A 15,488-nucleotide genomic window follows, 5' to 3' on the forward strand; every position below is an offset into this window, starting at 1 on the left:
GCGCCAACTTGCGCGCCAAGGCGACGACGGCGTGCTTGTGACCTCGTTTAGTCGCCAGCCGCATGCCCCAGGTCCGCAGCCCGCAACGCTAATTACATCGACAGCGTTAACTGTTCATCCATTTGGATGTTGACGCTTACTCTTCATTGGCGTTAAGAATTTGTTAATATAAGCGCCTTCTAAAAAATGGTCCTGACCGGCAGGCCGGGAAAGGGCGTCATGGAGACTAAAGGAAACGCAGCGCGGCTGCCAGATTCGTCGCCGGCTACATGTTGTGGTCAAGCCTTACACTCGGACGACATGTTGATGTCTGGCTGATCGCGGCACTGTGGCCTTGCTGCGACTGGACGCCAAAATTCGCATGTCGATCGTACTGTTCAGGTGGAGAAAGACTAATCTGTCAATGCGGCAGTGAACAGATGTGGAGGGCATCTGTCTCGTGTACGAGTAAAAGGGGTGGGGTTAAATGGCTTCTTGTCAAAGCACGGATGCCAACGGAGCCAAAACATCATTTCCAAATACAACGCCGACCGGAGGCGATGTATGTAGTTTTGCCGAAAATGCGACCATCCTCATTTCTACACCACTGACCGTTATTGCTCTCGATGTGTTGAGCAACGATTTAGCCGGAATCGCACTTTGCTCCATCGCCAATGAGTTTTCCCCCTCAACCGATATGAACTCCGCGTCTGCCGATTGCCAAGATCCATCCGACATCCGGTATCCGGCGGACTCGCGATCGTTGGCGCTTAGCGTCTGTACGAATGTCATTGGTCCGAATGCGAACTCATCTGATCCTGGTGCTCAGCCCAGGATCAAGCCGTTTGTGGGCGAAGGCGAACTTGCCCGAATAGGTTTGCAATTTTTGAGCGACAATCTGGTAAGCGGCGCGACGGCGCCGGCAATTCCCATGAGTGACAACAACAACAACAAGGGCGATAGGGGCGGGGCATGGCAACCACCATTGGCACAAGCAGCAACGACAATCTGGTCGGCGGCAGCGGCGACGACGTGCTGTCAGGAGGGGCGGGAGACGATCGCCTGAACGGCGGTTCAGGCGCCGATACGCTCGATGGCGGCAGCGGATTCGATACGGTTCTGGGCGGATCGGGAGCGGACACGCTTATCTATCGAGCTTGGGAAAACCAGTACAAGATTGGAACCCAGATTTACGGCACAGGTACAATCGCCGGACAAACAGCCTTTTCCGGTTACGACATCTACGACGGCGGTAACGGCAATGCTGCGAAAGGCACCGCCGAGATTGATACGCTCGTTATCTACCTGAGCAATGCTCAACTGGCCGACTCGTTATTTATGACGGCGTTTGACGCTGAAATTGCCCAGTTTCGCACCTTCATCGCAGCAAATTCGAACGCCAATACTGGCCAGGCAGGTCAAGCAGAATTCACATTCACTACGATCAACCTCAAGGTCTCCGCGATTGAGCAGGTGCGCTACGGAGTGGACCCAACCTCTCCCGTCGGCGTCAACGATACCAATGGAGCTGATCTCGTGCGAGAGGCTGGCGTTGGCCCGGGGAATACACCGTTTCCCGGCGATCCCATGGCGTCAGGTAATGTGCTGGCTAACGACACGGATTCCGACGACGGTCAGGCATCGCTGGTCGTGTCGGCGTTCCGGACAGGTACGGAATCCGGATCTGGAAGTGCCGGCACGGTCGGATCTGCATTAGTGGGCACTTATGGCTCACTGACCTTGAATGCGAACGGAACCTATACCTACACGCTCAACAACAGCGATGTGGACACCAACTCGCTCGCGGACGGGGTCACAGTCACTGAGGTGTTTACATACACCGTCCGTGACCCTCACGGGCTCACGGATACCGCGCAGTTGACCGTCACCATCACCGGGACCAACGACATCGTCTCGATCACCAGCGGCGCACAGGTTGGCGCGGTCGTCGAAGATGCCGACACGACGCCTTCGCCGACCGACTCGCTCAACGCCGCCGGCACGATTGCGTTCAACGACGTCGATCTCAGTGACGGCCATACCGCTTCGTTTGTTTCGACCGCCGGCGAAACTGCGCTCGGCACCTTCTCGCTCGACGCTGTCAGTGAAGCCGCAAACGCCGCCAGCGGTTCGGTCCAGTGGCACTACGCCCTCAACAACGGGGCTTCACAGTACCTTGCTGCCGGCCAGAGCGTGGTCGAGCATTATACAGTAACGGTCAACGACAGCCACGGCTCGACGGCAACGCAGGTCGTTTCCATCACCATCACCGGCACCAACGACATCGTCTCGATCACCAGCGGCGCACAGGTTGGCGCGGTCGTCGAAGATGCCGACACGACGCCTTCGCCGACCGACTCGCTCAACGCCGCCGGCACGATTGCGTTCAACGACGTCGATCTCAGTGACGGCCATACCGCTTCGTTTGTTTCGACCGCCGGCGAAACTGCGCTCGGCACCTTCTCGCTCGACGCTGTCAGTGAAGCCGCAAACGCCGCCAGCGGTTCGGTCCAGTGGCACTACGCCCTCAACAACGGGGCTTCACAGTACCTTGCTGCCGGCCAGAGCGTGGTCGAGCATTATACCGTAACGGTCAACGACGGCCACGGCTCGACGGCAACGCAGGTCGTTTCCATCACCATCACCGGCACCAACGATGCACCGGTCGTGGCGGCGACGGACGTCACCGGCGCGGTCACCGAGCAGGTCACCCCGCTCGGCAACCTCACCGACACCGGCACCATTGCCTTCACCGACGTCGACCTCACCGACGCCCACAGCATCAGCCCAACGATCACGGCCTCGGCCGGCGCGCTCGGCGCCCTCACCGCCAGCGTCACCTCCGACACCACCGGCTCCGGCCTGGGTGGCGTGATCACCTGGAACTACAGCGTCGCCGATAGCGACGTGGAGTACCTCGCCAAGGACCAGACCAAGGTCGAGACCTTCACCATCACCCTCGACGATGGCAACGGCGGCACCGTGGATCGCACGGTTTCGGTGACCATCACCGGCACCAACGATGCACCGGTCGTGGCGGCGACGGACGTCACCGGCGCGGTCACCGAGCAGGTCACCCCGCTCGGCAACCTCACCGACACCGGCACCATTGCCTTCACCGACGTCGACCTCACCGACGCCCACAGCATCAGCCCAACGATCACGGCCTCGGCCGGCGCGCTCGGCGCCCTCACCGCCAGCGTCACCTCCGACACCACCGGCTCCGGCCTGGGTGGCGTGATCACCTGGAACTACAGCGTCGCCGATAGCGACGTGGAGTACCTCGCCAAGGACCAGACCAAGGTCGAGACCTTCACCATCACCCTCGACGATGGCAACGGCGGCACCGTGGATCGCACGGTTTCGGTGACCATCACCGGCACCAACGATGCACCGGTCGTGGCGGCGACGGACGTCACCGGCGCGGTCACCGAGCAGGTCACCCCGCTCGGCAACCTCACCGACACCGGCACCATTGCCTTCACCGACGTCGACCTCACCGACGCCCACAGCATCAGCCCAACGATCACGGCCTCGGCCGGCGCGCTCGGCGCCCTCACCGCCAGCGTCACCTCCGACACCACCGGCTCCGGCCTGGGTGGCGTGATCACCTGGAACTACAGCGTCGCCGATAGCGACGTGGAGTACCTCGCCAAGGACCAGACCAAGGTCGAGACCTTCACCATCACCCTCGACGATGGCAACGGCGGCACCGTGGATCGCACGGTTTCGGTGACCATCACCGGCACCAACGATGCACCGGTCGTGGCGGCGACGGACGTCACCGGCGCGGTCACCGAGCAGGTCACCCCGCTCGGCAACCTCACCGACACCGGCACCATTGCCTTCACCGACGTCGACCTCACCGACGCCCACAGCATCAGCCCAACGATCACGGCCTCGGCCGGCGCGCTCGGCGCCCTCACCGCCAGCGTCACCTCCGACACCACCGGCTCCGGCCTGGGTGGCGTGATCACCTGGAACTACAGCGTCGCCGATAGCGACGTGGAGTACCTCGCCAAGGACCAGACCAAGGTCGAGACCTTCACCATCACCCTCGACGATGGCAACGGCGGCACCGTGGATCGCACGGTTTCGGTGACCATCACCGGCACCAACGATGCACCGGTCGTGGCGGCGACGGACGTCACCGGCGCGGTCACCGAGCAGGTCACCCCGCTCGGCAACCTCACCGACACCGGCACCATTGCCTTCACCGACGTCGACCTCACCGACGCCCACAGCATCAGCCCAACGATCACGGCCTCGGCCGGCGCGCTCGGCGCCCTCACCGCCAGCGTCACCTCCGACACCACCGGCTCCGGCCTGGGTGGCGTGATCACCTGGAACTACAGCGTCGCCGATAGCGACGTGGAGTACCTCGCCAAGGACCAGACCAAGGTCGAGACCTTCACCATCACCCTCGACGATGGCAACGGCGGCACCGTGGATCGCACGGTTTCGGTGACCATCACCGGCACCAACGATGCACCGGTCGTGGCGGCGACGGACGTCACCGGCGCGGTCACCGAGCAGGTCACCCCGCTCGGCAACCTCACCGACACCGGCACCATTGCCTTCACCGACGTCGACCTCACCGACGCCCACAGCATCAGCCCAACGATCACGGCCTCGGCCGGCGCGCTCGGCGCCCTCACCGCCAGCGTCACCTCCGACACCACCGGCTCCGGCCTGGGTGGCGTGATCACCTGGAACTACAGCGTCGCCGATAGCGACGTGGAGTACCTCGCCAAGGACCAGACCAAGGTCGAGACCTTCACCATCACCCTCGACGATGGCAACGGCGGCACCGTGGATCGCACGGTTTCGGTGACCATCACCGGCACCAACGATGCACCGGTCGTGGCGGCGACGGACGTCACCGGCGCGGTCACCGAGCAGGTCACCCCGCTCGGCAACCTCACCGACACCGGCACCATTGCCTTCACCGACGTCGACCTCACCGACGCCCACAGCATCAGCCCAACGATCACGGCCTCGGCCGGCGCGCTCGGCGCCCTCACCGCCAGCGTCACCTCCGACACCACCGGCTCCGGCCTGGGTGGCGTGATCACCTGGAACTACAGCGTCGCCGATAGCGACGTGGAGTACCTCGCCAAGGACCAGACCAAGGTCGAGACCTTCACCATCACCCTCGACGATGGCAACGGCGGCACCGTGGATCGCACGGTTTCGGTGACCATCACCGGCACCAACGATGCACCGGTCGTGGCGGCGACGGACGTCACCGGCGCGGTCACCGAGCAGGTCACCCCGCTCGGCAACCTCACCGACACCGGCACCATTGCCTTCACCGACGTCGACCTCACCGACGCCCACAGCATCAGCCCAACGATCACGGCCTCGGCCGGCGCGCTCGGCGCCCTCACCGCCAGCGTCACCTCCGACACCACCGGCTCCGGCCTGGGTGGCGTGATCACCTGGAACTACAGCGTCGCCGATAGCGACGTGGAGTACCTCGCCAAGGACCAGACCAAGGTCGAGACCTTCACCATCACCCTCGACGATGGCAACGGCGGCACCGTGGATCGCACGGTTTCGGTGACCATCACCGGCACCAACGATGCACCGGTCGTGGCGGCGACGGACGTCACCGGCGCGGTCACCGAGCAGGTCACCCCGCTCGGCAACCTCACCGACACCGGCACCATTGCCTTCACCGACGTCGACCTCACCGACGCCCACAGCATCAGCCCAACGATCACGGCCTCGGCCGGCGCGCTCGGCGCCCTCACCGCCAGCGTCACCTCCGACACCACCGGCTCCGGCCTGGGTGGCGTGATCACCTGGAACTACAGCGTCGCCGATAGCGACGTGGAGTACCTCGCCAAGGACCAGACCAAGGTCGAGACCTTCACCATCACCCTCGACGATGGCAACGGCGGCACCGTGGATCGCACGGTTTCGGTGACCATCACCGGCACCAACGATGCACCGGTCGTGGCGGCGACGGACGTCACCGGCGCGGTCACCGAGCAGGTCACCCCGCTCGGCAACCTCACCGACACCGGCACCATTGCCTTCACCGACGTCGACCTCACCGACGCCCACAGCATCAGCCCAACGATCACGGCCTCGGCCGGCGCGCTCGGCGCCCTCACCGCCAGCGTCACCTCCGACACCACCGGCTCCGGCCTGGGTGGCGTGATCACCTGGAACTACAGCGTCGCCGATAGCGACGTGGAGTACCTCGCCAAGGACCAGACCAAGGTCGAGACCTTCACCATCACCCTCGACGATGGCAACGGCGGCACCGTGGATCGCACGGTTTCGGTGACCATCACCGGCACCAACGATGCACCGGTCGTGGCGGCGACGGACGTCACCGGCGCGGTCACCGAGCAGGTCACCCCGCTCGGCAACCTCACCGACACCGGCACCATTGCCTTCACCGACGTCGACCTCACCGACGCCCACAGCATCAGCCCAACGATCACGGCCTCGGCCGGCGCGCTCGGCGCCCTCACCGCCAGCGTCACCTCCGACACCACCGGCTCCGGCCTGGGTGGCGTGATCACCTGGAACTACAGCGTCGCCGATAGCGACGTGGAGTACCTCGCCAAGGACCAGACCAAGGTCGAGACCTTCACCATCACCCTCGACGATGGCAACGGCGGCACCGTGGATCGCACGGTTTCGGTGACCATCACCGGCACCAACGATGCACCGGTCGTGGCGGCGACGGACGTCACCGGCGCGGTCACCGAGCAGGTCACCCCGCTCGGCAACCTCACCGACACCGGCACCATTGCCTTCACCGACGTCGACCTCACCGACGCCCACAGCATCAGCCCAACGATCACGGCCTCGGCCGGCGCGCTCGGCGCCCTCACCGCCAGCGTCACCTCCGACACCACCGGCTCCGGCCTGGGTGGCGTGATCACCTGGAACTACAGCGTCGCCGATAGCGACGTGGAGTACCTCGCCAAGGACCAGACCAAGGTCGAGACCTTCACCATCACCCTCGACGATGGCAACGGCGGCACCGTGGATCGCACGGTTTCGGTGACCATCACCGGCACCAACGATGCACCGGTCGTGGCGGCGACGGACGTCACCGGCGCGGTCACCGAGCAGGTCACCCCGCTCGGCAACCTCACCGACACCGGCACCATTGCCTTCACCGACGTCGACCTCACCGACGCCCACAGCATCAGCCCAACGATCACGGCCTCGGCCGGCGCGCTCGGCGCCCTCACCGCCAGCGTCACCTCCGACACCACCGGCTCCGGCCTGGGTGGCGTGATCACCTGGAACTACAGCGTCGCCGATAGCGACGTGGAGTACCTCGCCAAGGACCAGACCAAGGTCGAGACCTTCACCATCACCCTCGACGATGGCAACGGCGGCACCGTGGATCGCACGGTTTCGGTGACCATCACCGGCACCAACGATGCACCGGTCGTGGCGGCGACGGACGTCACCGGCGCGGTCACCGAGCAGGTCACCCCGCTCGGCAACCTCACCGACACCGGCACCATTGCCTTCACCGACGTCGACCTCACCGACGCCCACAGCATCAGCCCAACGATCACGGCCTCGGCCGGCGCGCTCGGCGCCCTCACCGCCAGCGTCACCTCCGACACCACCGGCTCCGGCCTGGGTGGCGTGATCACCTGGAACTACAGCGTCGCCGATAGCGACGTGGAGTACCTCGCCAAGGACCAGACCAAGGTCGAGACCTTCACCATCACCCTCGACGATGGCAACGGCGGCACCGTGGATCGCACGGTTTCGGTGACCATCACCGGCACCAACGATGCACCGGTCATTGATCTGAACGGCGCGGGCGCCGGCAATGACGCGACGGCTTCGTTCACGGAGCAGACGCCGCTGGTGATCGCACCTTTGGCAACAGTAACCGACGTCGACTCGGCCAACCTGACGTCCCTGACGGCGACGCTGACGGCGCGGCCCGATGGGAACGCGGTCGAATCCCTGTCGCTCAACGCCAGCGCCACGGCGGCCGCCGCCGGACTGACGGTGCTCTACACCGCAAGCACCGGCATTCTGTCGATCACAGGCTCGGCCGCGAAGGCGGCCTACCAGACGATCCTCGACGGCATCGTCTACAACAACACCAGCGACACGCCGACGACAGCGGCGCGGACCGTCAACGTGGTTGCGAGCGACGGCACAGACAGCAGTGCCTCGCATAGTGTCACGATCAGCGTCACGCCGGTCAACGACGCGCCGGTCATTGATCTGAACGGCGCGGGCGCCGGCAATGACGCGACGGCTTCGTTCACGGAGCAGACGCCGTTGGTGATCGCACCTTTGGCGACGGTGACCAATGCCGACTCGGCGAACCTGACGTCACTGACGGCGACGTTAACGGCGCGGCCCGATGGCAATGGGGTCGAATCCCTGTCGCTGAACGCCAGCGCCACGGCGGCCGCAAGCGGGCTGACGGTGCTCTACACGGCAAGCACCGGCATTCTGTCGATCACAGGCTCGGCTTCACAGGCCACCTACCAGACGATCCTCGACGGCATCGTCTACAACAACACCAGCGACACGCCGACAACAGCGGCGCGGACCGTCAACGTGGTTGCGAGCGACGGCACAGACAGCAGTGCCTCGCATAGTGTCACGATCAGCGTCACGCCGGTCAACGACGCGCCGATCGCGGCCGACGACGCCGGCTCAGCCACTGAGGCGGGCGGCATCGCTAACGGCACTGCGGGCAGCAATGCGACCGGCAACGTCATCACCACCGGACCGGGTGCCGACAGCGACGCCGACAACGCCACCGCCTCGCTGGTGGTCTCGGCGATCCGCACCGGCACCGAGGCCGGCTCGGGAACCAGCGGCACGGTCGGCACCGGGCTGGCTGGCCAGTATGGCACGCTGACGCTCAACACCGACGGCAGCTACAGCTATGCAGTCAACAACAGCAATGCCACCGTCCAGGCGCTCAATGTCGGTGGCACGTTGACCGACACCTTCACCTACACGGTCAAGGATCCGGGCAACCTCACCGATACTGCGCAGCTCACCGTCTTCATCAACGGTGCCAATGATGCTCCTGTGGCGGTAGCGGATTCGGCAACCACGACCCAGAACGTACCAGTTCAGATTTCCGTGCTGGCCAACGATACCGAGGTGGACAACACTAATGCTCAACTGAGCGTGACGCAGATCAATGGCTCGGCTGTCACAGTGGGCGTGGCGGTTAATGTCGCTAATGGAACGGCTACACTAAACGCTGACAAAACTATTACCTACACGCCTAATACGGGTTTTTCTGGAAGCACATTCCAGGCATTTACCTATACAGTTAGCGATGGGCAGGCGACCTCGAGTGCGGCAGTCAATCTGACGGTCACCGCGGCACCACCGCCCACGTCCTCCGATTGGCCATTAATCGTCACTAAGAGCGCCGCCGTCAGCTGGTCAATCGCCCAGCTGCTCGCCAACGATTCAGATGTTACCAACGATCTAAACTCGATAACTTCGGCCAGGGTACAGGATTCAAGCGGAGCATTTATCAGTACGGCAACCATTGCCGGGGGTAATATTTCATTTACGGCACCTGGATCGGCAGCAAATGACTTCCTCTCCGTTACCCTTAATGATGGGCGAGTGTTGGTCTGGAAGCTGATCGTCGATAACTCATCGAACAGCTCAGACCTTCAAACCGACGGCGCTTACACAGCATATCGAGCTCCGGGAACTCCCGGCACGTATATTGCCTCATATCTTGATATATCTAATAACGGCAACAAAGATTTAGGGGGCGCTATCGTTAGTGGATCGCTTGGCGGTTACGATGTCCTAGTCGGGAGGAATGGGGACGATATCTTGGTTGGAAGGAGCAGCGGCGATACACTGATGGGCGGTGGTGGCACCGACACGATCGTTGGTGATCAGAGCGACATCCTGCTCGATGGCGGTGCAAACAGTGATACGCTTCAGGTCGGCGCCAATTTCACCAGCACCAGCGACGCACAAATTGTTAACATAGAAGCAGTGACGCTGACGGCATCCGGTTTGACTCTTGATCTGACGAATCAGAGCGAAGCGCTTGCTATTACCGGCTCGTCGGGCATCGACATAATCAAAGGCGGCTCAGGTGCAGACAGCATCACCGGTGGCACTGGTGCTGATACAATGACCGGCAATGGCGGCATTGACACTTTCATAATTAACACCGGCCACTCCACGGTGACGATTGCCGGCGCCGGAAATAGCGGCACAATATCCGGGTACGACGTCATCACTGACTTCAACACGACCGCAGGCGGCGACATTCTCGATCTGCCAATTGTCGGGGCATCAGCAACTTCCGGAAACGTCAATGGAGCCGGCGATTCAACCCTGACGATCGGGGGTGATACTGTCCAATCCCACAATGTTACGAACGGGATTGCCACTTTCTTTGGTACAGACACTTTCACCGCTCCGCTGACCGTCACGTCAACTGGCAGTCTTGCCGCTGTCGTTCAATATCTCTTAGGAAGTGACATTGGCAACGCAGGTTCTACCGTTGCATTCACGACATCAGGCGCTATCGGCAATCATACCTTTGTCTACCAACAGACTGCTACCACTAATGGCAACGCCGGCGGATACACGCTGGTCGAACTCGCTAATGTGACGTTGACCAACGTCAGCGGCGCGCATGTGGCGCCTGCAGGCGCTGCAGGCGAAGCTATCAACCTTGGCCTGACCAATCCGGCGGATCATGTCGGCTCGATCAGCGTATCCATCAGCGGAGTTCCCGTCGGATGGACAGTCAGCCAGGGCATCGACAACGGCGATGGCACGTGGTCAGTGCAAACAAACGACGTCACCGCGCTCGCCGTGACCTCGCCAGGAGACTACGCTGGCGCACTTTCGCTGCACATGTCGCAAACCTGGATCGATTCCACCGGCGGCACCGGGCTCGCCATGATCACCGACAATGTCGAAGCTTACGCGCCGGGTTCGCCGATCTTTGCCTGGTCCGGCGACGACGTTCTGACAGGTTCCAGCGGGAACGACCTGTTTGTCTTCTCGCAGCCCATCGGAAACGACACCGTGCATAGCTTCGACGCGGACAAGATCGACCTGATCGGCTATTCCGGCTTCGCGAGTTTCGCTGACGTCCAGGCGCACCTGGCCGACGACGCCAACGGCAACGCGGTGATCACGCTTGGCGACGGGCAGTCGATCATGCTGGATGGCGTGCACTCAGCCGCGCTGACTGGTAGCAATTTTGTCTTCGACCAGACGCCGGTGGTCAACAATGCCGGAACCATGACGATCGGTGATGGCGCATTGCTGCCGCTGAGCGGCACGATCAACAATACCGGCCTTATCTCGCTCGACTCGAACGGTAGCGATACGCTGCTGCAGCTCATCCAGCACGGCATAACGCTGCAGGGCGGCGGACAGATCATCCTGTCCGACAGTGACGCGAACGTGATTTCGGGCACGGCCGCCGATGTCACTCTGACCAATATCGACAACACCATCTCCGGCGCCGGTCAACTCGGCGGCGGCCTGCTGGGTCTGGACAATCAGTGCACAATCATCGCCACCGGCACCCACGCGCTGGTTATAAACACCGGCGGCAGCACCGTCTCCAATTCCGGAACACTGGAGGCAACGGGGTCGGGTGGCCTGACGATCAACGGTGCCGTCGCCAATTCCGGACTGATCTGGGCCAATGGGGGTGATATCGCGATAGACGGCCAGGTTACCGGAGACGGCGATGCCATCATTGGAAACATGTCGCAGCTGGAGTTTCACGCCGCCTCTTCCTCGGACGTCATTTTCGCGGCGGATGCTGCCGGCACATTGCGGCTGGACGATTCGTTCGATTTCAGCGGCAGCATCGCCGGCATGACGAGTGATGACAAGATCGATTTCGGTGACATCCTGTTCAACACCGGAACATCCGCTATCTATCAGGCAAACCAGGACGGAAGTGGGGGAACGCTGCTGGTTTCGGACGGCACTCATGACGCCACGCTCCACCTGCTCGGCGCTTACGAAACGGGCACCTTTACGCTCGCTGACGATGGCACCGGCCGGACCGCGGTCGCGTATAATCCAGCGGACGACTTCCACTTCGTGTGACGTGAAGCCGCGCGCTCCAATAAGGAGCGGGCGCCGGATTGATCCGGCGCCCGCTTCATATCTGATACTTGCGATATCAAGGAGGCAGGGCGAGCTATCTCTCCCTAAAGGCGCGCTGGAACGAATCCACCAGGGGTTTGGTCAGGTAGGCCAAAAACGTCCGTTCGCCGGTTGAAATGAACGTTTCGACCGGCATGCCCGGATAGATCTGCTCGGGCTTGACCTGCGGTGGCAGCTTGTCGGCCATTTTAAGCCGGACGGTGAAGTAGGGCAGTCCCGTGCTGGGTGTTATCAGCCGGTCCGCCGAAATGTAGAACACCTTTCCGGGCACTTTCGGCGTCGTGCGCGCATTCAGCGCCGTGAACATCATGTTTGCGTCCTGCCCGATCCGGATGGAATCGATATCCTCGGGCTTTATCCTGGCCTCGACGATGAGCTCGTTCGTGGTCGGCAGGAGCTCCATCGCCATCTCTCCCGCTCTGATGACGCTGCCCTGAGAATTGTAGAGCGATCGAACGATGATGCCATCCACCGGCGCCCGGATGGTCGTCCGGTCCAGGACCGATCGAGCAGCGTTGATTTGTTCCTCGAGGTCGGCGACCTGTGCCCGAGCTTTGTTCATGTCGGTCACGGCGTCCTCGACCCGGCTGGTCGTAAGCCGCTCGATCTGTTGACGCGCTTCCACGGTCTGGGTAGCCGAGGTGGCGATCTGCGCCTCCAGAGATCCCGCCTGGCCTACCAGGTCGGCGGTGCTGCGTAGAAGATCGGTATATTCCGAACGATTTGTCAGTCCTCTCTCCAACAGGCGCTTTTTGCGTTCCGTTTCCGTATTGACGATCGCGAGCTGGTTTTCTGCAGCTTTCTTCTGCGCTCTCAGGCCGGCAACGGCTTCCTGAAGGGCTGCCACCCGTTGCATCAAAATCGCCTGTTCCGCGGTATACCGCGCCAATCGCGCCTGAAATTCCTTTGTCTGCTGTGCAAAGACGTCGCTGAATTCAGCCGCGCCCGAATAGGCTCCCAGGTCACCGGGCAGGACAATTTTCTCCAGACCGTCCCGTTCTGCTTCGAGCCGCGCGATTTCAGCCTTTTGTGCAACCCACTGCTTGAGAACGCGGTTGAGCTGGGACTGCGCCACCGTCGGATCGAGCACGATCAGGGCCTGGCCTCTTGAGACCCTGTCGCCTTCCCGGACCTTGATGCTTGTGACGACGCCTCCTTCGAGATGCTGGATCATGACGTTCTGCCCAGCTGCTGCGACCACGCCCGGCGCGATCGTCGCTCCCCCAATCGGTGCAGTGGTTGCCCAGAACCCGAAGCCGAGCACGAAAACGGCCACGCTTGCATATCCCGCCAGCGTGATCCGATCTGTGCGTGTATCGATGTTGCGCTGCCAGCGATACGTCTTGCCGACCGCCTGCATGGTTTGGCTAGGAACCGTCATTGGCGACCTTTATCTCCACGCGACCTGGTGACGGGAAAGGCACCACTCCTTCATTGTCATGCGACTGAGCGGCCGCCGCCGCCGCCGCTTGACCACGTCGCTCGGCAAGCCGGTCGAGCACGTCCTTGGTCAAACCGTAGATCTCGACCTGGCCATTGCGCAGCATGAGTATGCGATCGCATTTGGAAGCGAGCGAGGGCCGATGGGTGATGACGAGCACGGTCGTTTTTCGTGACCGCGCCTGGATGATCGCCCGCTCGAGCGCGGCTTCGCCGTCGGAATCGAGATTTGCATTGGGCTCGTCGAGAACCAACAGCTTGGGATCGCCGTAGAAGGCGCGCGCAAGCCCAATGCGCTGACGCTCGCCACCCGACAAGCGAACGCCGGTCGGGCCGATCACTGTCGAATATCCATCCCTCTGGCCCAGGATGAGCTCATGCACCTGCGCCTCCTGGGCTGCTTGAACCAATTTCTCATCGGGCGCGTCCGGCTCGAAACGCGCAATGTTCTGGCCGATGGTTCCCGGGAAGAGTTCCACGTCCTGCGGAAGATAGCCGATATGACGGCCGAGCTCCTCCGGATCCCAGCTTCGCATATCGCCGCCATCGATGCGGATCACCCCAGAACGGGGCTCAATGGCACCGACTATGAGGCGCGCCAGAGTCGATTTTCCAGCCTGACTTGGCCCGACGATCGCGACTGTTTCGCCAGCGGGGACTTCAAAGGTCACCCGCTTTATGAGCGGTAGCGCGCCATCGGCCGAACCTGGAAGATGATAAACTACCTGATCCGCGCCCAAAGACCCTTCGGGCGTCGGCAATGCAATATTTTCCTTTGGAACTAACTTCGATCGGCCAGCCGAAAGCCTCTTCCATGCAAGATTGGCATCGATAATCTGCCGCCAGCTCCCAATGATTTGATCAAGAGGCTGCAGAGCGCGCGCCGAAATCATCGAGGACGCAAATATCATACCGGCGGTCATCTCGTTGTGAAGAACCAGATAAGCGCCGACACCCAATATCGCGATTTGCAGTACCGATCGAGTGGTGCGGGACACACCGCCATAAAATGCGTTGACGCGGGCGAGCCCGTCCGAAGCGTGCAGAGAGCCGGAAAAACGGGTCCCCCAGAACTCTATTGCATTGGACACCATGCCGAGCGCGCGAACCGTTTCGAAGTTTCGGGCGAAGGCCTGCGCCGAATTCATTGAGGCGCTAAGATTTTCCGCCGCCTCCTTACCAGGTCGCGAACTCGCGACCTGGTTCAGCACGGCGAGGGCGACCATGAGAGCCGCCCCGATGACCGTTACCAGAAAAAGCAACGGATGAATGAAATACAGGAGGCCCACGAAGATTGGCCCGAAAGGAAGGTCGAAGAGAAAGAAAATCGTTCGTGAAGCGATGAAACCTCGCAGGGTGGCCAGGTCTCGCAAGGCTTGGACATCGCCGAGCCCAGCGCGGGGACCGCTCATTGCGGCGAGAAAAGACGATGCACCCAAAGAGACATCGAGCCGCGCCGCGAGTCGGCTTGCATATACACCCCGCACGACTTCGAGCACTCCGAACAGCAAAAGCGACGAGAGGGCAAGCAAGGTCAGGTAGGTGAGAGTATCCAGATTGGCAGCGGGCAAAACCCGATCATATACCTGCAGCATGTAGAGGGGCAGAATTAACACCAGGGTGTTCATCACCGCGGAGAATAGGCCCATTTCGACCACGCTTCTCGATAGCACCTTTCGGTTTGTAGAACTGGACATGCCCAAAATTGCCCCCAGCGAAATGCACGCACATTAGGCAATCGTTATATATCATTCGACGTTGTCACGCTATCGGCCGCGATTCTTTTGCGAGCCATAGTAAAGAGGGCCGACGCCGACTGAGGCGCTATGCCAGTGAAAATCATGCATTTGAGGGATGCTCGCCGGCCGCTGCGCGCACGCATAAACCAGGCTCTCCATCAACTGGCTCGACAAACCTGATGT

Annotated in this window: 4 protein-coding genes; 2 read left to right on the forward strand and 2 right to left on the reverse strand. The window is 62.0% G+C overall.

Annotation, left to right across the window (positions count from 1 at the left end; all coding sequences use genetic code 11):
* Positions 1-466 precede the first annotated feature (466 nt).
* On the forward strand, positions 467-1,045 hold the full coding sequence (locus tag A9K65_RS35285) for a hypothetical protein (RefSeq protein WP_157678550.1): 579 nt from the start codon (positions 467-469) through the stop codon (positions 1,043-1,045).
* Entirely contained in the window at positions 952-12,066 is an 11,115-nt protein-coding gene (locus A9K65_RS21955; protein WP_086081340.1) for a VCBS domain-containing protein, read from the forward strand. Before A9K65_RS35285 ends, A9K65_RS21955 begins: the two co-directional genes overlap by 94 nt.
* A gap of 94 nt (positions 12,067-12,160) precedes the next feature.
* Here the strand turns inward: A9K65_RS21955 and A9K65_RS21960 are convergent, their stop codons facing one another.
* Positions 12,161-13,507 (reverse strand): HlyD family type I secretion periplasmic adaptor subunit, encoded by a 1,347-nt coding sequence (locus A9K65_RS21960; protein ID WP_245321875.1) that lies wholly within the window; start codon positions 13,505-13,507, stop codon positions 12,161-12,163.
* Positions 13,494-15,263 carry a type I secretion system permease/ATPase gene (locus A9K65_RS21965; protein WP_084016351.1) on the reverse strand — a complete coding sequence of 590 codons (1,770 nt, stop codon included), beginning with the start codon at positions 15,261-15,263 and terminating at the stop codon, positions 13,494-13,496. The genes A9K65_RS21960 and A9K65_RS21965 overlap by 14 nt, the downstream gene beginning before the upstream one ends.
* Between the last annotated feature and the right edge of the window lie 225 nt (positions 15,264-15,488).

This window comes from Mesorhizobium sp. WSM1497 (assembly GCF_001672455.2).
Taxonomy (GTDB): Bacteria; Pseudomonadota; Alphaproteobacteria; order Rhizobiales; family Rhizobiaceae; genus Mesorhizobium; species Mesorhizobium ciceri.

Excerpts from the sequence above, each read along its gene's own strand:
- A9K65_RS35285 (WP_157678550.1), top strand. The coding sequence starts at position 467 with ATGGCTTCTTGTCAAAGCACGGATGCCAACGGAGCCAAAACATCATTT.
- A9K65_RS21955 (WP_086081340.1), top strand. The coding sequence starts at position 952 with ATGGCAACCACCATTGGCACAAGCAGCAACGACAATCTGGTCGGCGGC.
- A9K65_RS21960 (WP_245321875.1), bottom strand. The coding sequence starts at position 13,507 with ATGACGGTTCCTAGCCAAACCATGCAGGCGGTCGGCAAGACGTATCGC.
- A9K65_RS21965 (WP_084016351.1), bottom strand. The coding sequence starts at position 15,263 with ATGTCCAGTTCTACAAACCGAAAGGTGCTATCGAGAAGCGTGGTCGAA.